Origin of the sequence: Sphingobium sp. 22B, assembly GCF_001580035.1 — a bacterium.
In the GTDB taxonomy this organism is placed as follows: Bacteria; Pseudomonadota; Alphaproteobacteria; order Sphingomonadales; family Sphingomonadaceae; genus Sphingobium; species Sphingobium fuliginis.
This window is the reverse complement of sequence record NZ_LTAB01000018.1, coordinates 25,837-48,093: the sequence shown is the minus strand read 5'-3', so window position 1 is coordinate 48,093 and position 22,257 is coordinate 25,837. Positions and strand designations below refer to the sequence as shown.

Sequence of the window (22,257 nt, the reverse complement as noted above, 5' to 3'; positions counted from 1 at the left end):
GATAAACGCCCACAGATCAAGGGCGCGCGGCTAACACAGATGGGCGGGGTGAGGCAACATGATTAGGGTTTCCGACGAATGCGCAAAAAGCCTGCATCGAATGGCTTGCATATTCCCCAAACTGCTTCTAATTGCGCCGCTCCGGTCGGGACGTAGCGCAGCCTGGTAGCGCATCACACTGGGGGTGTGGGGGTCGGAGGTTCGAATCCTCTCGTCCCGACCAAATTTCCGGCCGGACCTTTTCCGGCCTGCCTGCCTTCTTCCCATTTTTATCCATTTCGCCTGCGCCAGCGCTTTTCCGCTGTCCTACAGCTAACCAAATGGGATAAATGACCCGCCTTTCCGGAACAGGAGGGCGTTTTCATGGATATTGCGGCTCTGATCGATGAAGTCATCGCGCGGGAGGGTGGCTACGGCAACCATCCGGCGGATCGCGGCGGACCGACCAATTTCGGCATCACCCAGGCCGTAGCGCGGGCCAACGGCTATGGCGGCGACATGCGGGCGATGCCCCGGACGGTGGCCGAGGCGATCTATCGCAGGCTCTATTGGGAGAAGCCGGGCTTCGCCTTCGTCGCGGAACTGGCGCCGGCGGTGGCGGAGGAACTATTCGACACGGCGGTCAACATGGGGCCGGGCACGGCCGGCGGTTTCCTGCAGCGGGCGTTGAACGCGCTCAATCGCAACGGGCGGGACTATGCCGACCTGAAGGTGGATCAGGCGGTGGGGGCGAAGACGCTTTCCGCGCTGGGCGCCTTTCTGGCCGTTCGCGGGCGGGCGGGCGAGAAGGTGCTGCTGAAAGCCCTCGAAGCGCTTCAGGGCGAGCGCTACCTGGCGCTGGCCGAGAGCAGGCCGGCCAATGAGGCCTTTCTCTATGGCTGGCTCGCCAACCGGATCGGATAGGAGGCAGGGATGACGTCTTCACGCAGGCGAGTCGCGGGGGACCGGTGGACGCTGCGGGCGCGGCCGGCCTTTCTCTACATGATGTACGGGTTGCTGCTGTGGTCGGTGCCGCTGGGGCTGGTCGGCGGGGTGCGGCCCGATGTGGCGGCGGGGATCATCCGGGCGATGCGGGCCTATTTCAACGCCCTGCCGGAGCCGCTCTATGCGCTCTTCGGGACGGGCTATCTGGGCTATACGGCGGCGCGGGCCTGGGGGAAGGCGAAGGGTGTGGAGCGGTAAGAGGCGCCCCTTGCCCCTTATCCTGTTCCTGCGAAGGCGCTCGAATGAGCGCGGCGGGTCTTCAGGCCAGAGCATCCTGCGCAAAAGTGGGAACCGGTTTTGCGTTCAAAAGGATGCGACAACAAAAGCTTGGAGCGCGCGGCCGCCTATGATTTGACGCAGCGCTCTAGGGCCGTTCGCCGGGGAAATTCTCCTTGAGGAAGTCCAGCACCACCCGCGCTCTTGGCGGCAGGCGTTTGTGGGACGGGTGGACGGCCCAGATGTCGAGCGGGGCGATGTGGCTTTCCGGCAGGACCGGGACCAGCCGTCCCGCCGCGATGTCGCCCTGCACCCGGATGGCGGGGAGCAGGGCGATGCCGAGGCCGCTGAGGGCGGCGCGATGGACGGCTTCGCTGCTGTCGCTGCGGAAGGTGCCGCCCACCACCCTCTCCCGCCCGTCGATGGTCCAGCGGGCGGGCACGTCGCCATAAGCGTAGGCGATGCACTGATGCCCCGGAAGGTCTTCGGCGGACGAGGGCATGCCGCGGCCGGCAAGATAGGCGGGATGCGCGACCAGCAGGCGGGGCAGCGCGCCCAGCGGATGAACCACCAGGCTGTCGTCGCCCACGGGGCCGACGCGCAGGGCAAGGTCGAGGCGGTCCTCCACCACGTCGCGTTGCCAGTCCGTCATCGCGCAATCGAGCTGGAGCGCGGGGTAGCGCGCGGTCAGATCGCCCAGGCGCTCGACATAATAGAGGCCGAGCGCGGTGGTGAAGCCGATGCGCACCAGGCCGCCCGGTTGATCGCGGACCGGGCCGAATTCCTGTTCCGCCCCATCCAGCGCGTCCAGCATCGCGCGGGCGTGGACCAGCAGGCGGTCAGCCTCCGGCGTGGCGATCAGCCGGCGGGTGGTGCGATGGAACAGGATGGCGCCGAAATGCGATTCCACCTGATCCAGCCGGCGGGCTATGGTCGTATGGCTGGCGTGCATCTCTCCAGCCACGCGGGAGAAGTTGGGTTTTTCGCATAGCCGGACGAATGTCCGCAGGGCGATCAACAGATCGGACATTTGCACGATACTCGCACAGATATTGTGCGGCTTATCCTTATTGTCTGATCGGCCGAAAAGCCAGATGCCAGCGCGCAAGGAATGATGGAAGAGGATAGCCATGACCGATCGCATCGCCCATGCCGGGCTGGCCGCCAAATGCCGGACGGCGGAGGAGGCCGCGGCGCTGATCCGCAACGGGATGGCCGTGGGGATGAGCGGCTTTACCGGGTCGGGCTATCCCAAGGCGGTGCCGCTGGCGCTGGCGAAGCGGATCACCGAGGCGCATGCGGCGGGCGAGCCCTTCCGGGTCAGGGTGTGGACCGGCGCGTCGACCGGGCCGGAGCTGGACGGGGCGCTGGCGCAGGCCGACGGCGTGGAGTTCCGCCTGCCCTATAATAGCGACCCCATTGCCCGGGAGCGGATCAACAAGGGCCAGATGCAATATTTCGACATGCATCTGAGTCAGGTCGCGCCGATGGCGTGGCAGGGTTTCCTGGGCGATCTGGACATTGCCGTGGTCGAGGTGACGGGGATCACCGCCGGGGGCGAGTTGATCCCCTCCGCCTCCGTGGGCAACAACAAGACCTGGATCGACCGGGCCAAGGGCGTGATACTGGAGGTCAATCGCTGGCAGAACCCCGCGCTGGAGGGGATGCACGACATTTATTACGGCACGGCGCTGCCGCCGCATCGCCAGCCGATCCCGCTGGTGCGGGCGGACCAGCGCATCGGCCAGCCGACCTTCCGCTGCGATCCGGACAAGGTGATCGCGGTGGTCGAGACGGATGCGCCGGACCGCAACGCGCCCTTCAAGGCGCCGGACGACAAGGCGCGGGCGATTGCCGGGCATTTGCTGGAATTCCTGCGTCATGAGGTGAAGAAGGGGCGGTTGCCCGCTTCGCTGCTGCCGTTGCAGTCGGGGGTCGGCAATATCGCCAATGCGGTGCTGACCGGCCTGATCGATGCGCCGTTCGAGGACATGGTCGCCTTTACCGAGGTGATCCAGGACGGGATGCTGGACCTGCTCGACGCGGGCAAGCTGCGGATGGCGAGCGCGACGGCCTTTTCCCTGAGCCCGGAGGCGGCGGCGCGGATGAATGCCGATATGGGGCGCTATCGGGACCGGATGATCCTGCGGCCGCAGGAGATCAGCAACCATCCCGAGCTGGTGCGGCGGCTGGGCTGCATCGCGATGAACGGGCTGATCGAGGCGGACATCTATGGCAACGTCAATTCGACCCATCTGATGGGATCGCGCATCCAGAACGGCATTGGCGGGTCGGGGGACTTTGCGCGCAATGCCTATCTGTCGATCTTCATGACGCCGTCGACGGCCAAGGGTGGGGCGATCTCCGCCATCGTGCCGCATTGCAGCCATGTCGACCATATCAACCAGGATGTGCAGGTGATCGTGACCGAGCAGGGGCTGGCGGACCTGCGCGGGCTGGCGCCCCGGCAGCGGGCGGAGGTCATCATGGAGAATTGCGCGCATCCGGACTTCCGGCCGATGCTGAAGGATTATTTCCGGCGGGCGCTGGCGGGGTCATACGGGTTGCAGTCGCCCATGCTGCCGGGGGAGGCGCTGGCGTGGCACCAGCGCTTCATCGATACGGGGACGATGCGGGGGTAGGGATTGGGGAGATGGGGATGAGGTGGCCGGGCTGGCTCGATTTGGCCAATGGCGGACGTCAATGCTTCCCCTCCCCTTCAGGGGAGGGGACTGAGGGGTGGGGGCGTGCCCCAAAGGAAAACCAAGCCTGTAGAGGCACGCCCCCACCCCAACCCCTCCCCTGAAGGGGAGGGGTTTAATGGCAAGAAACCAACCATCAAACCGCCATCAAAAATGAGAGGGGCCGCCGGGTAGATTAAACCCCGACGGCCCATCATTGACATGGTCAGCGGCCGGAAGCGCCGCCCAAGGGAAACGTTGATCGCGCTATTTTCCAGATACGGCGCCTCGATCGCGAAACCGCGGTCGACAGTCACCCTATTCTGGAAAACCGACGCATAAGGCGTCGCTCAGCGGCGCGTTCCCCGAATGGACTTGACCGACCCCATTGCTGAACCATGAGACATCGGATCACCTCCTTTCGCTAGTTGAAGCCCCTATAGCCGTTCCCGGTACTGGTCCTTCGCCGTCTATGAAATGATATGTGAATCAGACCGGCCGCCACTTCAAGGCTTGTAAAATTCTTTTTTCGAATCATACTTTTGCGTCCGCCTTTTGCAGGCGATTTGCGTTGAAACCAGCGCCTTTCGCCTGAAATCAAGGGCTTAGGCGCGGCAGTCCTCCACGACGCGGCCGACCTCCGCCCAGCTTGGCAGGACCAGCATCTCCAGACCCTGCACCTCGACCGCGAAACGGCCCCGGCTGTAGGCGATCTGATCGAGCGTGGCGTCGCTGGCGGCGCGGGTCGCCTGGGTCGCGGCGATGGCGCCGGTGGCGGGGCCGGCCGGCCAGTTGACCGCGCCATAGCTGGTCCGCACCGTCATCGTCGCCTGCGCCGGGCCGGGCCGCAAAAGGCTGACGCGGCGCGTCGTCCGGTCGCAGCGGATGACGAACAGGCTGCCTTGCGCATCCGGGCCGAACAGGGCGGCCGATCCGGCGCCGTCGACCTGATAGCGCCAGTCGCCCGCGGTCGTCGCGCGGTCCTGCCAGTCGGCCGGCGGCGGCGGAGGGGGCGCGGGCTGGGCCGCGGGAGCCGGCCGGGGCGCAGGTGCGGGAACAGGCGCGCGCTGCTGGGGCGCGCCCACGCAGGAAGCCAGCAGGACGAAGGCGGCCGCCGGCATGGCGGAGGGCAGAGTGAAGCGCATCCCGCCTCCATGCCTTAGGCACGGGGATGGCATCAACCCGAAAAGGGCGGGACGACATGCCGGACCGGTCGAAAGAAAGGGCGGCGGAAGCGCCGGATTTCGCCGCTTTCGCGCCTGCCCGTCATTGACAGCCGAAGGCCGAATCGCTAAGGGCACCCCTTCCCGACACGCTGACGAGCGGCAGTGCAGTGGCACTGGCCGTCTTTTTTGCGTCTTGGGGCCTATCGAATCGGCTGTCGTCTCCTTAAGGACTTCAGCCCTGACGCTTTGAGATGGGGCGGCGCCAACCGCCCCGTGGAGCAGGAGTACAGAATACCATGGCACGTATTGCGGGTGTCAACATCCCGACCAACAAGCGCGTGATCATCGCGCTCACCTACATCCACGGCATCGGCCGCAAGACCGCCGTCGACATCGCCGACAAGCTGGGCATCGATCACAGCCGCCGCGTGCAGGACCTGTCCGACGCCGAAGTGCTGCAGATCCGCGAAGCCATCGACGCCGACCACACGGTCGAGGGCGACCTGCGCCGCGAAACCGCGATGAACATCAAGCGCCTGATGGACCTGGCCTGCTATCGCGGCCTGCGTCACCGCAAGGGCCTGCCGGTCCGCGGCCAGCGCACGCACACCAATGCGCGCACCCGCAAGGGCAAGGCGAAGCCGATTGCCGGCAAGAAGAAGTAAGAAATAGTCCGGGGGACTATTTCATCTTCTTCTCCGCCGGAGGCAGCCCTTCCTGGGCGCAGCCTCCCGGAACACAAGATTTCAGTAGGATAGAGCAAAAATGGCACGCGAACCCCAGCGCATCAAGCGCCGCGAACGCAAGAACATCTCGGCCGGCGTCGCGCACGTCAACGCCAGCTTCAACAACACCATGGTGACCATCACCGACGCCCAGGGCAATGCGATCAGCTGGTCCTCGGCGGGCATGATGGGCTTCAAGGGCAGCCGCAAGTCGACGCCCTATGCCGCGCAGGTCTGCGCCGAAGACGCCGGCCGCAAGGCGGCCGAACATGGCGTGCGCACCCTGGAAGTCGAAGTGAAGGGTCCGGGTTCGGGCCGTGAATCGGCCCTGCGCGCGCTGCAGGCCGTCGGCTTCCACATCACCTCCATCCGCGACGTGACGCCGATCCCGCACAACGGCGTGCGTCCTTCCAAGCGCCGCCGCGTCTAACAACGACGCGCGGCTTGTCGGCGGGCGGCGGACGCGTCGCCCGCTCACCCATCTGCATCGGTCGGAACGTCCTGTCGGGTCAGGATTTTTGAACGTTTCGGCCTCATCCCCAGGGGAAATACATGACTGTCAACATGAAGAACTGGCAGGAATTGAAGAAGCCCAACAGCCTTGAGATCAAGGTCGCGGGCGACGGCAAGCGCAAGGCGACCTTCGTCGCCGAACCTCTGGAGCGCGGCTTCGGCCTGACGCTTGGCAACGCGCTGCGCCGGGTTCTTCTGTCCTCGCTCCAGGGCGCGGCGGTCACCTCGATCAAGATCGAGAACGTCCTCCACGAATTCTCCTCGCTCGCGGGCGTGCGTGAGGACGTCACGGACATCGTCCTCAACATCAAGCAGGTTGCGCTGAAAATGGAAGGCGACGGTCCGCGCCGTCTCCAGCTTTCCGCCACCGGCCCCGCCGAAGTGCGCGCGGGCGACATCACCACCGTGGGCGACATCGAAGTGATGAACCCCGACCTGGTGATCTGCCACCTGGACCAGGGCGCGACGCTGAACATGGAACTGACCGCCGACGTCGGCAAGGGCTATGTCCCCGCCGTCGCCAACCGTCCGGCCGACGCCCCGATCGGCCTGATCCCGGTCGACGCGCTCTATTCGCCGGTGCGTCAGGTCGCCTACAAGGTCGACAATACCCGCGTCGGCCAGGAACTGGACTATGACAAGCTGTCGCTGACCGTCGAGACCGACGGCACCGTCACGCCGGAAGACGCGGTGGCCTATGCCGCCCGCATCCTGCAGGACCAGCTCCAGCTGTTCGTCCACTTCGAGGACGCGCTGCCCGTCGCCGCTCCGGCCGCCGGCGCCGCTGCCGGTGGTTCGGCCAGCGAGGGCGAGAGCGACGCGAACCAGATCAACCGCTACCTGCTCAAGAAGGTGGACGAGCTGGAACTGTCGGTCCGCAGCGCCAACTGCCTCAAGAACGACAACATCATCTATATCGGCGATCTGGTCCAGAAGACCGAGGCCGAGATGCTGCGCACCCCCAATTTCGGCCGCAAGTCGCTGAACGAGATCAAGGAAGTGCTGTCGTCCATGGGCCTGCGCCTGGGCATGGACATCCCCGGCTGGCCGCCGGAGAATATCGAGGAAATGGCCAAGAAGCTCGAACAGGAGCTGCTGGGCTGATCCGCCTTCCCTCCGGTCCGCCCGGAGGGATGCTGGACACCGGAAAGCACGGATTCGCGTCCGCTTTGAACGGTGTGAACTTCGCCCCTTTTTAAGGGGCAGGGCAAAGGGGCGGCGGCCCTGAAACGCCGCCTGGTCTGGGGTACCTGAAACGGCCCCTTAACGAACGGAAGGAAAGACATATGCGTCACAAGGTTGGTCATCGTAAGCTGCAGCGCAGCGCCGGGCATCGCAACTCGCTGCTCCGCAACCTCGCCGCCTCGCTCATCAAGCATGAGCAGATCCTGACGACCACGCCCAAGGCGAAGGAACTGCGTCCCTATGTCGAGAAGCTGATCACCCTCGCCAAGAAGGGTGGCCTGTCCAATCGTCGTCTGGCCCATGCCCGCCTGCAGGACGACGCGCAGCTCACCAAGCTGTTCGACGTTCTGGCCGAGCGCTACAAGGACCGCAATGGCGGCTACACCCGCGTGATCAAGGCCGGCATCCGCGCTTCGGACGCAGCGCCGATCGCGATCATCGAACTGGTGGACCGCGACGTCGACGCCAAGGGTCAGGATTCCGGTCCGGTCCAGGGTGCGGACGCCGACGAGCTGGAAGCGGCGTGATCCGCTGACGGCTCGCGCAAGCGGGCAGATGAAGAGGGCCGCGGCTTCCGGAAGGGGGCGCGGCCCTTTTTCTTTTTTGGGGCGTGGATGCGCGGGGCGTCGAGCCATTCGGTTGGCCCCCACCCCCGGCCCTCCCCTGAAGGGAGGGGAGATAGGAAATATTCCTTGTTTTCTTGCTTTTCCGCGCCATGAGACGCCAGAGAATGAGAATGGGATTTCGGGGGGATCGGATGCGCGCCTTTGGCCGCTTTGCTTTGGCGGCGCTGTTGTTCGCGGCGCTCCCCGCGCAGGCGGAGCCGGATGCGGCGGTCGCTGGCGCTTCAGGACTGCGCTATCCCGCCGCCAAGCGGCTGGACCTGGTGGAGGATCATTTCGGGGTCAAGGTGACCGATCCCTATCGCTGGCTGGAAAACGACCTGCGCGCTGATCCCGCCGTCCGAGACTGGGTGGGACAGGAAAACCGCCTCACGCGCCGCCATATCGACGGGCTGCCCGGTCGCGAGGCGCTCAAGAAACGCATGCAGGCGCTGTTCGCCCATGGCCGCTACACCATCCCGCGCAAGGCGGGCGGGCGCTATTTCTACGGCTATAACAAGGGGCTCCAGAACCAGACCCCGCTCTATGTGCGCGACGGCCTGAACGGTGCGCAGCGGCTGCTGATCGACCCGAATGACTGGGCGGAGGACGGGTCGGACGCGCTGGCGGAATGGGCGCCCTCCCCCGACGGCCGGTTCCTGCTTTATGCCGTGCAGGAGGCGGGGAGCGACTGGCGCACGCTGAAGGTTCTGGACGTCGCCACCGCCCGGCCGCTCGACGATGTCGTGCAATGGGTGAAATTCTCCCAGCTTGCCTGGGACGGGCAAGGACAGGGTTTCTTCTATTCGCGCTTCGCCGCGCCGCAGGAAGGCGCCGGCCTGCAATCCTCCACGGTGGGGCAGGAACTTCATTATCACCGCCTCGGCACGCCGCAGGCGCAGGATCAGCTTATCTACGCGACCCCGGACCAGCCGCGCCTCAGCCACACGGCGCAGGTGACGCAGGACGGGCGCTGGCTGGTCATCAGCAGCTTCCAGGGCACCGACCCGCGCCGCGAACTGCATCTGGCCGAACTGACCGGCGGCAAGGTGAAGGTCCGCCCGCTGGTGAAGGGCATGACCAACGACTGGCGGCTGATCGGCAGCCGCGGGCCGACGCTCTATTTCATCACCGACCAATATGCCCCGCATCTGCGCGTCGTCAGCATCGACGCCCGCTTCCCCCGGCGCGGCGCCAGGCAGGTGGTGGCGGAGCGCATGGACACGCTGGCGGGCGGGTCGCTGGTCGGGGACCGGCTGATCCTGGCCTATCTGTCCGATGCGGAAAGCGTGGCGGAGCTGATCGACCTCAACGGGCGAAAGGTCAGCGACGTGCCGCTGCCCGGCCTGGGCACTGCGGCCGGTTTCGGCGGGCGCGACGGCGATCCGGAAACCTTCTTCAGCTTTTCGGGATTCACCACGCCGTCGAGCATCTACCGCTTCGACACGGCGACGCTGCGTTACGAGCTGTTCGCGCGGCCGGAGCTGCCCTTCAATCCCGACGATTACGGCATAGAGCAGGTCAGCTATCCGTCGAAGGACGGCACGATGATCCCGATGACGGTGATCCGCAAGAAGGCGCTGGCCCTTTCCAAAGCGCCCGCGCCCACCATCCTGTACGGCTATGGCGGCTTCAACATCGCGCTGACGCCCGGCTATTCGGCGACGCGCATGGCGTGGCTGGAGCAGGGCGGCGTCTATGCCATCGCCAATCTGCGCGGCGGCGGCGAGTTCGGCAAGGCATGGCACGATGCGGGGCGGCTCGCCAACAAGCAGAATGTGTTCGACGATTTCATCGCGGCGGGCGAATATCTGAAGGCCAATGGCTATACGACGAAGGACGGCCTTGCCATCGAGGGGCGGTCCAATGGCGGGTTGCTGGTCGGCGCGGTGGTGAACCAGCGGCCCGATCTGTTCGCCGCCGCCCTGCCCGCCGTGGGCGTGATGGACATGCTGCGCTTCGACCGTTTCACCGCCGGCCGCTACTGGATCGACGACTATGGATCGCCCGACCGGGAGGAGGATTTCCGCCTGCTCTACGCCTATTCGCCCTATCACAACATCGCGGGCGGGAAGGACTATCCGGCGATCCTCGTCACCACGGGCGACACCGACGACCGGGTGGTGCCGGCGCACAGCTTCAAATATGCCGCGGCCTTGCAGGCGGCGGAACTGGGGCCGAAACCCCGCCTGATCCGGATCGACACCAAGGCCGGGCATGGGGCGGGCAAGCCGGTGGACAAGCTGATCGACGAATATGCCGACAGCTATGCCTTTGCGGCCTATTATACCGGGCTGAAACTGGACGCGCAGCCGCGATAGCCGGGCAGCAGGGCGGGCGCTTTCCGGTTCGGGAGGGATGCGTCCATGGCCGCCGGTGGCGGCGCATCCGCGTTCAGGCCTCCGACAGCCATGATCGCCTAGCCATCGGCAAATTTCGGCTGAGGGACGAGGGTCATGAACAAGATGAGGTGGATGACGGGATCGCTGATCGCGACGGCCCTGCTGGCGGGCGGCGTCGCGTCGGCACAGGCCTATCAGCCGCGGCAAGGCGCGCCGCAGGAACAGGATGACCTGTCGGACGAAGCGCAGCCGCCCGCCGACGACGCCGCCCCGGACGACCGAGCGAGCCCTACGCGCGCCGACGATGATTTTTCCGATGTCGTGGCGGCGGATCAGGACCATGCCGGCGCCCGATCCCCTGACAGCGACGGCGGGCGGGGCGATCTGGCCGAGGCGCCCGCCGATCGGGATGGCGAGGATGCGATCACCTATTGCGCCCTCGCCGCCCGCGACGAGGCCGAGCGGGAGGGCGGCTATGCCGAGGTGCGGCAGGTGCAGGAGCCCCGCGAGACCCGCAACGGCTATGATGTGGAGGGCGATGTCGAGGTCCGGTCCGGCTGGCGGGCGCAGGATGGACGGTCGCGCCACTTCACCTGTTCGGTGCAGAATGGCCGGATCGCGGACCTTTATTTCCGGCGGGATCGCGCCGCCCGCTAGGCGCGCTCCGTCCGCCGCATCGCGGCCACGCTTTGCCCTATCCTGTTTTACGTCAATCCATTAGCATCGGCGCGAATCAGGGGAGTCAGGGGTGGCCGCGTTCCTTTTCGCGACCGAGAATGTCGTTTTCGTCTCAGCGATCGTCCTGATGCTGCTCATCGGGGCGGTGCAGGCCATCGGCATCGCGGGCGACTTCGATCTCGACATTGACGGCGATGCGGATCTGCTGGGCTGGCTGGGCGTCGGTCGCCTGCCGCTGTTGATGCTGCTGGCGATATTCCTGGCGCTGTTCGGCATGATCGGGCTGATCGGGCAGCATCTGCTGCTCGATCTGACCGGTGCGATGCTGCCGCCGTTGATCGCCGCACCCGCCGCCCTGATCGCCAGCCTGCCTGCGACCGGCCTTGCCGCGCGACGGCTCGCCCCCCTGCTTCCCCGCGACCAGAGCAGCGCCGTTCCGCTGGACGCGCTGACCGGCAGCTTCGCCCGCATCGTCACCGGCGTCGCGCGCAGCGGCTCCCCTGCCCGCGCCCGCGTCGAGGATGCCTATGGCCAGGCGCATTATGTCATGGTCGAACCCGACAATGCCGGCCAGACGCTGGAAGAGGGCGAAACCATCCTGCTGGTCCGCCGGGAGGACCATGTCTTCCGCGCCATATCGCATGGCGACCATTATCTTCCCCGCCTTTAGGAGTTTCCCATGAATCTGCCCGCCGTGCAGGAGAGCTTTTCGCTCATGCCCTATCTGATCATCTCCGGGACCGGGCTTCTCCTCCTGATCGTGCTCGGCGTCGTGCTGGCGCGGCTCTACAAGCGGGCGTCGAAGGAGATCGGCTTCGTGCGGACCGGCTTCGGCGGGGAGAAGGTGGTGATGAACGGCGGCGCGCTGGTGCTGCCGATCTTCCATGAAACGATGCCGGTGAACATGAATACGGTGCGGCTGGCCGTGGAACGCAAGAACAGCGACGCGCTGATCACGCTGGACCGCCTGCGCATCGACGTGAAGGCGGAATTCTACGTCCGCGTGAAGCCCGACGCGCAGTCCATCGCCACCGCCGCGCAGACGCTGGGCGCGCGGACGATGAATCCGGAGGCGTTGAAGGAACTGGTCGAGGGCAAGTTCGTCGATGCGCTGCGTTCCGTCGCTGCGGGGATGACGATGAACCAGTTGCATGAGCAGCGCAGCGAGTTCGTGCAGAAGGTGCAGCAGGTGTCTTCCGTGGATCTCGCCATGAACGGGCTGGAACTGGAGAGCGTGTCGCTGACCGGGCTGGACCAGACGTCGATCGAGCATTTCAACGCCAACAACGCCTTCGACGCCGAGGGGCTGACCAAGCTGACCGAGCAGATCGAACTGCGCAAGAAGTCGCGCAACGACATCGAGCAGGAAACCCGCGTCCAGATCGAGACCAAGAATCTGGAGGCGGAGCGCCAGTCGCTGCTGATCGCCCGCGACACCGAATTCGCCCGGCTGGAGCAGGAGCGGGAGGTCGAGATGCGCCGCGCCGTTCAGGCGGCGGAGGTGGCCCGCGAACAGTCGCTGCGCCAACAGGAGGCCGACCAGGCGCGGATCGAGGCGAAGAAGCTGGTCGACAGCCAGCAGATCGAGGCTGACCGCGCCGTGCAGCAGGCGCGCATCGCGCAGGAACAGGCGCTCGAACTCGCCCGGCAGGAACAGCAGATCGCGGTGCAGAACAAGAGCCGCGAGGAAAGCCAGGCCAAGGCGCAGGCCGACGAGGCGCGCGCCAAGGCGGTGGCCGCCGAGGAGCAGGTCCAGACGTCGCGCCAGACGGAGATTGCCGAGCGGACCAAGCGCATCGAACTGATCGACGCGGCGCGGGAGGCGGAGCGCGCCGCCATCCAGGTGCGGGTCGAGGCGGAAGCGGAGAAGCAGGCCGCGGCGGACCGTGCCGAAGCGCTGCGCCTGGCGGCGGAGGGCGAGGCCGAAGCCGCCAAGCTGCGCGCCGAGGCGGACCGGGTGCGTTTCGAGGTCGAGGCGGCGGGTCAGCGCGCGGTCAATGAGGCGGCGAACATCCTGTCGTCGGACCAGATGTCGCTGCAGACGAAGATGGCGCTGCTCAAGGTGCTGCCCGACCTGGTGCGGGAGGCGGCGAAGCCGATGGAAGCGATCGATTCGATCAGGATCGTGCAGGTCGACGGCATCACCGGATCGCATTCGGATGGCGCGGCGGTGATCGGCGGCGGCGAGCAGAACCTGGCCAATGCCGCGGTGTCCGCCGCCCTGCGTTACCGGGCGCAGGCGCCGGTGATCGATGGCCTGATGAAGGAATTGGGGTTGGATGGCGCAAGCCTCGATTCGCTGGTGAAGGGCGCTGTGGAGCCTGCCGCGGCCTCATTCGCCCCGATCGTCGTCGAACCTGTGGACGGCGCGCGCAAGGCACCGCCGCAGGCCTGATGGTGCGAGGGCCCGTCCATGCGCGGATATGATGCTTCCCGCCACATGCTGGCCATCGGACTGGCGGCGCAGGCGGGGTTCATCGATGCGCTGGGGTTCCTGAAGCTGGGCGGGCTGTTCGTTTCCTTCATGAGCGGCAATTCCACCCGGCTGGGCGTGGGGCTGGCCAAGGGCGCGGCGGTCGCCGGGATGGCGGCGGGACTGGTCGGGGCCTTTGTCGGCGGCGTGCTGGCCGGTGCGCTGGTCGCGCGCCGGGCGGGCCGCTGGCGCAAGCAGGCGGTGCTGGGCCTTGCGACCGCGCTGCTGTTCTGCGCCGCGTTGCTGGCCCTGCCGGACCGGCCGGGCTCCGGGCTGACGCTGCTGATGGCGGCGGCGATGGGCGCGGTGAACAACGTCTTCCAGCGCGACGGCGAAGTCAGCATCGGCGTCACCTATATGACCGGCGCGCTGGTGAAGCTGGGCCAGCAACTGGCGGTGGCGCTGACCGGCGGGCCGCGATGGAACTGGCTGCCCTATCTGCTGCTGTGGCTGGGGCTGGTGGCGGGCGCGGTGGCGGGGGGTGGCCTCTTCGCGCTGATGGGCCTGCATGCGCTGTGGATCGCCCTGGCCTTTTCCGGGCTGTTGCTGCTGTGGAGCGGCCGCCTGGGACCGTTGGACTTGGCATGACCGGGCGCAGCGCCTAGAGCCCTTTGCAAGCAGAAGGAATCATCTGCCGGCTCGAAAAACGCGGTAGACATCAGGCTGTGGCATTCGATCCGATGCAGTCGGCTCGGAACAAGCTCTGTCCGGATCGACACCCAGGAGTCCATCATGTCACCGCGCCCATCCCATCGCCGCAAGGCCGCGATCGCCTTCATATTGGTGACGGCGCTGCTCGACGTGATGTCGATGGGGATCGTCATCCCGGTGCTGCCGCAACTGGTCGAGACGCTGTCGGGTTCCGGCAGGGCGGCGGGGATGTGGAACGGGTTGTTCGTCGCGCTGTGGGCCGGGATGCAGTTCCTCTGTTCGCCGGTCATCGGATCGCTGTCCGACCGGTTCGGGCGGCGGCCAGTGATCCTGGTCTCGGTCGCGGGACTCGCGCTCGATTTCCTGCTGATGGCGATCGCGCCCAATCTGTGGTGGCTGGCGGTGGGGCGGATGCTGGGGGGCGTGACGTCGTCCAGCTTCACCTCCACCTTCGCCTATATGGCCGACATCACCCCGCCCGAAGAGCGGGCGCGGGGTTATGGGCTGATCGGGGCGGCGTTCAGCGGCGGCTTCGTCGCCGGGCCACTGCTGGGCGGGGTGCTGGGGGAGATTTCGCTGCGGGCGCCCTTCTGGGCGGCGGCGGGGCTGTCGGGGCTGGCCTTTTTCTACGGGCTGTTCGTGCTGCCGGAATCGCTGGCCGGCGACAAGCGGATGGATTTTTCGTGGAAGCGGGCCAATCCGTTCGGGGCGCTGCGGCTGCTGCGGTCGCATCCCGAGCTGTCGAGCCTGGCGGTGGTCAATTTCCTGCTTTATTTCGCGCATCACCTCTTCTCCGCCGTGTTCGTGCTTTATGCGGGGGACCGCTATGGCTGGGGGGCGTGGCAGGTGGGGACGCTGCTGGCGCTGGTGGGCCTGATGGACATGGGCGTGCAGGGGATATTGGTCGGGCCGGTGGTGAAGCGGCTGGGCGACCGCACGACCATGGTGATCGGGCTTGGCTTCGGCGCGGTCGGGATTTTCGCGATGGGGATGGCGCCGACCGGCTGGCTGTTCGTCGCGGCGATGTTCCCCAACGCGCTCTGGGGCCTTGCCATGCCGACCATCCAGTCGCTGATGACGCAGCGCGTGTCGGAATCCGAACAGGGCCAGTTGCAGGGCGCGAACAACAGCGTCGGGTCGATCGCGGGCATCGTGTCGCCGCTGTTCTTCGGCACGGTCTATTCCCTGTCCGTCGGCGCGAAGCCGCTGCTGCCCTTCATCGGCAGCGCCTTCCTGATCGCCGCGGCGGTGCTGGCGGGCGGGGCCGCGCTGGGATGGGCGGCGGGGCGGCGCGGGGACGCGGCTTCGCTGGACAAGGGGGCGCAAGCGCACTAACCGGGCGCGAATCCCTTCCTCTGGACATATAAAGGCGATTCGATGACGCTGCCCCTTCAGGATTCCATCCTTATCGTGGATTTCGGCAGCCAGGTGACGCAGCTCATCGCCCGGCGGGTGCGCGAGGCGGGCGTCTATTCCGAGATCGCGCCGTTCAACAGCGCCGCCGAAGCCTTCGAACGGCTGAAACCCAAGGGCATCATCCTTTCCGGCGGCCCCTCCTCCGTCATGTGGGAGGACAGCCCCCGCGCGCCCCAGCATTTCTTCGAGGCGGGCATTCCGATCCTGGGCATATGCTACGGCCAGCAGACGATGATGCAGCAGCTTGGCGGCCATGTCGAAGGCGGCGAGAGCGGCGAGTTCGGCCGCGCCTTCATCGAGGTGAAGAAAGGCTGCGCGCTGTTCGACGGCCTCTGGACGGAGGGCGAGCGCCATCAGGTGTGGATGAGCCATGGCGACAAGGTGACGCGGCTCGCCCCCGGTTTCGAGGTGGTGGCGGTGAGCGAGGGTGCGCCCTATGCGATCACGGCGAATGAGGAAAAGCGTTTCTACGCGACGCAATTCCACCCTGAGGTCGTGCATACGCCGGATGGCGCGAAGCTGCTCGCCAATTTCGTGCGCCATGTCTGCGGCCTCAAGGGCGACTGGACCATGGCGGAATTCCGCGCGACCAAGATTGCCGACATCCGGGCGCAGGTGGGCGAAGGCCGGGTGATCTGCGGTCTGTCCGGCGGCGTCGACAGCGCCGTCGCGGCGGTGCTGATCCATGAGGCGATCGGCGATCAGTTGACCTGCGTGTTCGTCGACCATGGCCTGATGCGGCTGGGCGAGGCGGAGCAGGTGGTGAGCCTGTTCCGCGAGCATTATGGCATCAAGCTGGTCCATGTGAATGCCGAGGAACGCTTCCTGGGCGGGCTGGCGGGCCTGACCGACCCCGAGAAGAAGCGGAAATTCATCGGCGGCGAGTTCATCGCCGTGTTCGAGGAGGAAGCGAAGAAGATCGGCGGGGCGGACTTCCTGGCGCAGGGGACGCTTTATCCGGACGTGATCGAGTCCGTGTCCTTCACCGGCGGGCCTTCGGTGACGATCAAGTCGCACCATAATGTCGGCGGCCTGCCCGAGCGCATGAACATGAAGCTGGTCGAGCCGCTGCGCGAACTGTTCAAGGATGAGGTGCGCGTGCTGGGCCGCGAACTGGGGCTGCCGGAGATTTTCGTCGGGCGGCATCCTTTCCCCGGTCCCGGCCTCGCCATCCGCATTCCGGGCGAAGTGTCGAAGGAGCGCTGCGACATTCTGCGCAAGGCCGACGCCATCTATCTGGAGGAAATCCGGAGCGCCGGGCTGTACGATGCGATCTGGCAGGCCTTCGCCGTGCTGCTGCCCGTCCGCACCGTGGGCGTGATGGGCGATCACCGCACCTATGACAGCGTGTGCGCCCTGCGGGCGGTGACGTCGACCGACGGCATGACGGCGGACATCTATCCCTTCGACGCCGCTTTCCTGAGCCGGGTGGCGACGCGGATCATCAATGAGGTGAAGGGCATCAACCGGGTGGTTTACGACTACACCTCGAAGCCGCCGGGGACGATCGAATGGGAGTAAAGCCGGAAAAGCGAATGTTCGGGGGACATTCGCCGGCTTTACTTGGCGCCGTGCGGCGCCGGGGAAATAGATGCAACTGCGCCTGCGAAGGGCGGAGCCAGTCCAAGCGTCGGCGTTTTAGCGCACCGTCAGGACTGGGCTCCCGCCTTGGCAGGAGCGCGTCGCCCTATAAGCGAAGCCGCACCCTGCCGGTCGCCTTCTACCTTCAAATCTCATATTCCGGGCGCCATTTCGGGTTGAGATAAGCGGGTTCGGGAAGGTCCGGCTGGCGTTGGCGCATTTCATCGTACAGCCGCTTCACCGTTGCGCTGCCGGTGCGGGTGAAGAAAGCCGGGACCAGTCCGTGGATCATGCAGGCAAGCCCCGCCCGCACCATCAGGAAGCCGAAGCGCGTCGCCACCTCCAAATGCTCGCCATAGCTTTCATTGACCTCTCTGGGATGCTTCAGGAACAGGCGGTCGATCATGTCTGCTCGCTCATGGCCATGGGAAAGCGGCATCCTAATGCAAAAGCGGGCCGAAGCAGAGGGCCGATTGCACGGAACTTGACCCCCCACCCCGAAAACCGGCATGTCCACCGGCATGAGCGAACGCGATCCTCTCGGCCATCCCGTCTATCGGGACATGCCCACCACCATCTTCGAGAAAATGTCCGGCCGTGCGCGGGAGACCGGTGCGATCAACCTGGGGCAGGGCTTTCCCGACGCCCAGGGACCGGAGGAGATACTCCGCGCCGCCGCCGACGCGCTGCTGACCCTGTCCAACCAATATCCGCCCATGGCGGGCCTTGCCGAACTGCGCGAGGCGGTGGCGGCGCATTATGCGCGGCATCAGGGGCTGGACCTGTCGCCGCAGGAGGTGATCGTCACCTCCGGCGCGACGGAGGCGATCGCGGCCAGCCTGCTGGCGCTGGTCCGGCCCGGCGACGAAGTGCTGGTGCTGGCGCCGCTCTACGACGCCTATCTGCCGCTGATCGAGCGGGCGGGCGGGGTGGCGCGGGTGCTGCGGCTCACCCCGCCCGAATGGCGGATCGGGCGGCAGGCGCTGGCGGCGGCGGTCACGCCAAAAACCCGGTTCCTGCTGATGAACAATCCGGTGAACCCGACGGGCATCGCCCTGCGCGAAGAGGAACTGGCGCTGCTGGCCGAATTTTGCGTGGAAAACGACCTGATCGCCATTTGCGACGAGGTGTGGGAGCATATCGCCTATGACGGCATCGCCCACAGGCCGCTGATCGGCTTTCCCGGCATGCGGGATCGGACGGTGAAGATCGGGTCGGCGGGCAAGATCTTCTCCGTCACCGGATGGAAGGTCGGATGGATGTGCGCCGCCCCGCCGCTGGCGACGCTGCTTGCCCGCGCGCACCAGTTCATCACCTTCACCACCCCGCCCCATCTGCAATGGGCGGTGGCCGAGGGGCTGGCCAAGCCGGAAAGCTGGTTCGACGCGATGCGCGCCGCCTATCAGGCTTCGCGCGATCGCCTCGTCGCCGGGCTGCGCGGGGCAGGCTATGTCGTCAATTCCAGCGCGGCGACATGGTTCGTGACCGTCGACCTGCCCGCTTCCGGCATCGACATGGACGACGTCGCCTTTTGCGAGCGGATCATCGATGAAGCGGGCGTGGCGGCCATCCCGATTTCCGCCTTCTATCCCGCAGAGCCGGTGACGCATCTCGTCCGCCTGTGCTTTTCCAAGGCGGATGAAATATTGGACGAGGCGGTGGCGCGGCTGGCGGCTTTCCGAGCGTCCCTGACCTGAAACGCCTGCCGGCGGATGCCGCATGCCGCTTGCGGCGGTGACGTCATGCGACTAGGTTCACCTTTCGTTCTGTAAAGGGGCATATATGGACAGCCTGGCCGCCATTCTCATCATTATCGCTCTGGTCGCGGGGCTGGCGATCGGCTGGCTGGCGCGGGGCCGGTCCGTGGCGCCGCTGCTGACGGAAAAGGCCGATCTGGCGGGCAAGCTCGACATGGCGGCGGCCCAGCGCAACGCCGCGATCCAGGAGCTGGTGGTGGCGCAGGAGCGCGCGGCGCAGGCGGCGAATCTGGCGCAGAAGCTGGAGGCGGAGCGCGCGGCGCGCGAAGCGGCGGCGCGGGAACTGGCGGCCTTGCGATCCGACACGCAGGCGCGGGCGGAAGCCTTCGAAGCGCAGATCGCCGCGCTCAAGGACGCGAAGGAGCAGCTTTCGGCCCAGTTCAGCGAGATTGGCGGCAAGCTGCTGCACCAGGCGCAGAGCCATTTCCTGGAACGCGCCGACCAGCGCATGATGCAGGCCCATGAGAAGAGTGAGGCGCAGCTGAGGCAATTGCTGCATCCGGTCAACGAGACGATCCAGCGTTACGACCAGAAGATCACCCAGATCGAGCAGCAGCGGACGGAGGCCTATGGCATACTGCGCGGCGAGATCGAATCGATGAAGTCGGGGCAGGAGGCGGTGCGGGCCGAGGCGCAGCGGCTGGTCGATTCGCTGCGCCATGCGCCCAAGGCGCGGGGCCGCTGGGGCGAGCAGCAATTGCGCAATGTCCTGGAGACATGCGGCCTTTCCGAGCATGTGGATTTCCGGACCGAGGTGAGCGTGGAGGGCGAGGACGGCCGGCTGCGCCCCGACGCGATCCTGCGCGTGCCGGGCGGGCGGGCGCTGGTGATTGACGCCAAGGTGTCGTTGAATGCCTATCAGGACGCCTATGGCGCGGAGGGCGAGGAGGAGAGGAAGCGGCTCCTGTCCGCCCATGCGGCTGCGATGCGCGCGCATGTCGAGACGCTGGGGCGGAAAAGCTATGCCGACCAGTTCGACGAAGCGCCCGATTATGTGATCATGTTCGTGCCCGGCGAACATTTCCTCTCCGCCGCGCTGGAGCATGATCCGCAGCTTTGGGACCATGCCTTCGGGAAGCGGGTGCTGCTGGCCACGCCGACCAACCTCATCGCCATTGCCCGGACCGTCGCGGCGGTTTGGCGGCAGGAGAAAATGGCGGATGAGGCCAAGCGGATCGGCATGCTGGGCAAGGAACTTTACGAGCGGCTGGCCGGAGCGGCGGCGTCGCTCAAGAAGCTGGGCAACCGGCTGAACGGGGCCGTTGCGGATTATAACAGCTTCGTCGGCAGCTTCGAGGGTCGCGTGCTGGTGACGGGCCGCAAGCTGCGCGACCTGAATATCGAGACGGGGGGCAAGGAACTGGAAGAACTGGAGCCCGTGGAGGCGCTGGTTCGCGAACCGTCCTCGGCTGAGGCCGTGCGGGCTTTGCCGGAGGCGCTGCCGGATGCGGCGGAGTAGATTTCCTGCGCATGAGGTTAGGATGCTAATTATTTCGGGATGAAGCGGGATTCGGGAACCGGGCTCCTGCCGTCTCAGGAGCGTGGATCGGAGGAGACCTGTTTGTCGCTCGATCTATCTATTAGCTGGCTAAGCATCATGCCCGCTCGGCAGGAAATTTGCTCCCTGCCCCGCCAACTGGCATGGGCGAATCATGAAACGCATCGGCCTTCTCGGCGGCTCCTTCAATCCGGCGCATGACGGGCATCGGGATATTTCCCGGTTCGCGATCCACGCCTTGCGGCTGGATGAAGTCTGGTGGCTGGTTTCGCCGGGCAATCCGCTGAAGCCGCGGGCCGGCATGGCGCCCCTCCCCGCCCGTCTCGCCCACGCCCGAAAAGTCGCGCGGCGCAACCTCATCCGGCCCACGGCCATAGAAACGCAGCTTCGCACCCGCTACACCATCGACACGGTGAAAGCCTTGCGAAGGCGCTATCCGCGCCACCGGTTCCTTTGGCTGATGGGGGCGGACAATCTCGCGCAATTCGGCCAGTGGAGGGACTGGCGCGGCATAGCCCGGATTATGCCCATTGCCGTGATCGCCCGGCCCGGCTATGATGAGGCCGCCCGTGGCTCACCGGCCATGGGCTGGCTGCGGCGCTTCGTCCGGCCCGCACGCCAGAGTGCAGCATGGACGGATTGGAGACCGCCGGCGCTTGTGCTTCTGCGCTTTCGCCCTGATCCAAGATCGGCGACCCTGCTGCGGCAGGCAGACCCCCTCTGGCATCGCGAATATGAACACAAACGCGTGCGCGACCCGCTCACGCGCCGGTTGATTGTCTAGAATGGAGCATCTTTGACCAGACCGCATCCCGCCAACGACACGGCTCATAATGCCGACAGCGTTGCCGCCCTGCATGACCTTGTCTTGAAGTCGCTTGACGACGACCAGGCGCAGGAAACCATCTCCATCCCCCTTGAAGGCAAGAGCAGCATCGCCGATCACATGGTGATCGCCAGCGGGCGTTCGTCCCGTCAGGTGGCGTCGATGGCGCAGAAGCTGGCCGAGCGGATCAAGCAGGCGACCGGGCGCTCCGCCCGCATAGAGGGCCTGCCCGTGGCCGATTGGGTGTTGATCGATGCCGGCGACGTGATCGTCCATCTGTTCCGGCCGGAGGTGCGCAGCTTCTACAATCTGGAGCGGATGTGGGGCTTCGTCGACGCGCCGGTGGCGGGAACCGCCTGACCCGCCGCTTCGACAAGCGCGTCCGGCGTTGTTAGAGCGCGCTGCGTTCCATCGGGCGCAGGTCGCGCGCTATAAGTTTTCGTCGTCGCATCATTTTGAGCGGAAAACCGGTTCCCACTTTTCTGCACGATTTTTCTGCACGATGCTCTAAGGGGGCAGACCATGCTCCTCCACATCATCGCGCGCGGAAAGATCGGGCGCTCGCCCGAGGCGGAACTGGTCGACCGTTATGCGAAGCGGCTGACCATGCCGTTCAGGATCACCGAACTGCCCGATCGGGGCGGCAAGCTGCCGCCGGCTCCGCCGGGCACCGTCACCGTCATGCTGGACGAAAAGGGCCGGCAGCTCAGTTCCATCGATTTCGCCCGCCGCATCGAGGGGTGGCGCGATTCCGGCAAGCGCGAATGCCGCTTCCTGATCGGCGCGGCGGACGGCTTCGACGATGCGGATCGGCACAATGCGGACCTGCTGATTGCCTTTGGCGCGATGACATGGCCCCATATGATGGCCCGCGCCATGCTGGCCGAGCAATTGTGGCGGGCCTGCTCGATCCTGGCCGGGCATCCCTATCATCGCGAAGGGTAGGGTCTGAAGTTTCTCCTG

Annotated in this window: 22 protein-coding genes and 1 tRNA gene; 20 read left to right on the top strand and 3 right to left on the bottom strand. The window is 66.2% G+C overall.

The genetic code is table 11. The annotated features are described in order from the left end of the window. Positions 1-146: 146 nt before the first annotated feature. From A0J57_RS15740 to A0J57_RS15730, 3 genes are all read left to right on the top strand, one after another. Positions 147-223, top strand: a tRNA-Pro gene (locus A0J57_RS15740). Positions 224-363: 140 nt separating this feature from the next. Continuing rightward, positions 364-903, top strand: a complete 540-nt coding sequence (locus A0J57_RS15735) for a glycoside hydrolase family 108 protein (protein ID WP_044661282.1) — start codon at positions 364-366, stop codon at positions 901-903. 9 nt (positions 904-912) lie between these two features. Then, on the top strand, positions 913-1,182 hold the full coding sequence (locus tag A0J57_RS15730) for a 3TM-type holin (RefSeq protein ID WP_044661281.1): 270 nt from the start codon (positions 913-915) through the stop codon (positions 1,180-1,182). A 166-nt stretch (positions 1,183-1,348) separates the two neighbouring features. Here A0J57_RS15730 and A0J57_RS15725 read toward each other — a convergent pair whose 3' ends face one another. Then, complete coding sequence (locus tag A0J57_RS15725) at positions 1,349-2,230, bottom strand: LysR family transcriptional regulator (protein WP_025552267.1); 882 nt, start codon at positions 2,228-2,230, stop codon at positions 1,349-1,351. A 100-nt stretch (positions 2,231-2,330) separates the two neighbouring features. On the opposite strand from A0J57_RS15725, the gene A0J57_RS15720 reads away from it, so the two are divergent. Further along, the gene (locus tag A0J57_RS15720; protein WP_061941017.1) at positions 2,331-3,842 is read left to right on the top strand and encodes an acetyl-CoA hydrolase/transferase family protein; all 1,512 of its coding nucleotides are present in this window, start codon (positions 2,331-2,333) and stop codon (positions 3,840-3,842) included. Positions 3,843-4,486: 644 nt separating this feature from the next. Here A0J57_RS15720 and A0J57_RS15715 read toward each other — a convergent pair. Next, the gene (locus A0J57_RS15715; RefSeq protein ID WP_061939543.1) at positions 4,487-5,026 is read right to left on the bottom strand and encodes a hypothetical protein; all 540 of its coding nucleotides are present in this window, start codon (positions 5,024-5,026) and stop codon (positions 4,487-4,489) included. 317 nt (positions 5,027-5,343) lie between these two features. On the opposite strand from A0J57_RS15715, the gene rpsM reads away from it, so the two are divergent. The 11 genes from rpsM (at position 5,344) to guaA (ending at position 17,153) form a co-directional block, all read left to right on the top strand. Next, positions 5,344-5,712 (top strand): 30S ribosomal protein S13, encoded by a 369-nt coding sequence (rpsM, locus tag A0J57_RS15710; protein WP_025552414.1) that lies wholly within the window; start codon positions 5,344-5,346, stop codon positions 5,710-5,712. A gap of 100 nt (positions 5,713-5,812) precedes the next feature. Then, a complete protein-coding gene (rpsK, locus tag A0J57_RS15705; RefSeq protein ID WP_004208752.1) occupies positions 5,813-6,202 on the top strand; it encodes a 30S ribosomal protein S11 in 390 nt (129 codons plus the stop codon). 122 nt (positions 6,203-6,324) lie between these two features. Further along, the gene (locus tag A0J57_RS15700; RefSeq protein ID WP_044661278.1) at positions 6,325-7,389 is read left to right on the top strand and encodes a DNA-directed RNA polymerase subunit alpha; all 1,065 of its coding nucleotides are present in this window, start codon (positions 6,325-6,327) and stop codon (positions 7,387-7,389) included. A gap of 182 nt (positions 7,390-7,571) precedes the next feature. Next, entirely contained in the window at positions 7,572-7,997 is a 426-nt protein-coding gene (gene rplQ, locus A0J57_RS15695) for a 50S ribosomal protein L17 (RefSeq protein WP_044661277.1), read from the top strand. A gap of 230 nt (positions 7,998-8,227) precedes the next feature. Further along, a complete protein-coding gene (locus A0J57_RS15690) occupies positions 8,228-10,393 on the top strand; it encodes a prolyl oligopeptidase family protein (RefSeq protein ID WP_061939545.1) in 2,166 nt (721 codons plus the stop codon). A gap of 135 nt (positions 10,394-10,528) precedes the next feature. Continuing rightward, complete coding sequence (locus A0J57_RS15685) at positions 10,529-11,071, top strand: hypothetical protein (RefSeq protein WP_048577396.1); 543 nt, start codon at positions 10,529-10,531, stop codon at positions 11,069-11,071. Positions 11,072-11,162: 91 nt separating this feature from the next. Beyond that, positions 11,163-11,762, top strand: a complete 600-nt coding sequence (locus A0J57_RS15680) for a YqiJ family protein (RefSeq protein WP_048577397.1) — start codon at positions 11,163-11,165, stop codon at positions 11,760-11,762. Positions 11,763-11,771: 9 nt separating this feature from the next. Next, a complete protein-coding gene (locus tag A0J57_RS15675; RefSeq protein WP_061939547.1) occupies positions 11,772-13,487 on the top strand; it encodes a flotillin family protein in 1,716 nt (571 codons plus the stop codon). Between the two features lie 18 nt (positions 13,488-13,505). Then, complete coding sequence (locus tag A0J57_RS15670) at positions 13,506-14,153, top strand: YoaK family protein (protein WP_061939549.1); 648 nt, start codon at positions 13,506-13,508, stop codon at positions 14,151-14,153. Between the two features lie 144 nt (positions 14,154-14,297). Continuing rightward, positions 14,298-15,551, top strand: a complete 1,254-nt coding sequence (locus A0J57_RS15665) for a TCR/Tet family MFS transporter (RefSeq protein WP_061939551.1) — start codon at positions 14,298-14,300, stop codon at positions 15,549-15,551. Positions 15,552-15,593: 42 nt separating this feature from the next. Continuing rightward, a complete protein-coding gene (gene guaA, locus A0J57_RS15660) occupies positions 15,594-17,153 on the top strand; it encodes a glutamine-hydrolyzing GMP synthase (protein WP_044661270.1) in 1,560 nt (519 codons plus the stop codon). Between the two features lie 205 nt (positions 17,154-17,358). Here the strand turns inward: guaA and A0J57_RS15655 are convergent, their stop codons facing one another. Then, positions 17,359-17,619 (bottom strand): DUF6356 family protein, encoded by a 261-nt coding sequence (locus A0J57_RS15655; protein WP_044661269.1) that lies wholly within the window; start codon positions 17,617-17,619, stop codon positions 17,359-17,361. Positions 17,620-17,722: 103 nt separating this feature from the next. Between A0J57_RS15655 and A0J57_RS15650 the strand changes: the two genes are divergently transcribed. The 5 genes from A0J57_RS15650 (at position 17,723) to A0J57_RS15630 (ending at position 22,239) form a co-directional block, all read left to right on the top strand. Continuing rightward, on the top strand, positions 17,723-18,910 hold the full coding sequence (locus A0J57_RS15650) for an aminotransferase (protein WP_061939553.1): 1,188 nt from the start codon (positions 17,723-17,725) through the stop codon (positions 18,908-18,910). A gap of 85 nt (positions 18,911-18,995) precedes the next feature. Further along, entirely contained in the window at positions 18,996-20,429 is a 1,434-nt protein-coding gene (locus tag A0J57_RS15645) for a DNA recombination protein RmuC (protein ID WP_061939555.1), read from the top strand. Positions 20,430-20,619: 190 nt separating this feature from the next. Beyond that, positions 20,620-21,252, top strand: coding sequence for a nicotinate-nucleotide adenylyltransferase (locus A0J57_RS15640; RefSeq protein ID WP_255309038.1), 633 nt, complete (start codon positions 20,620-20,622; stop codon positions 21,250-21,252). 12 nt (positions 21,253-21,264) lie between these two features. Continuing rightward, positions 21,265-21,654, top strand: coding sequence for a ribosome silencing factor (gene rsfS / locus A0J57_RS15635; RefSeq protein ID WP_044661265.1), 390 nt, complete (start codon positions 21,265-21,267; stop codon positions 21,652-21,654). Between the two features lie 162 nt (positions 21,655-21,816). Then, complete coding sequence (locus A0J57_RS15630) at positions 21,817-22,239, top strand: 23S rRNA (pseudouridine(1915)-N(3))-methyltransferase RlmH (RefSeq protein WP_061939557.1); 423 nt, start codon at positions 21,817-21,819, stop codon at positions 22,237-22,239. Positions 22,240-22,257 lie beyond the last annotated feature (18 nt).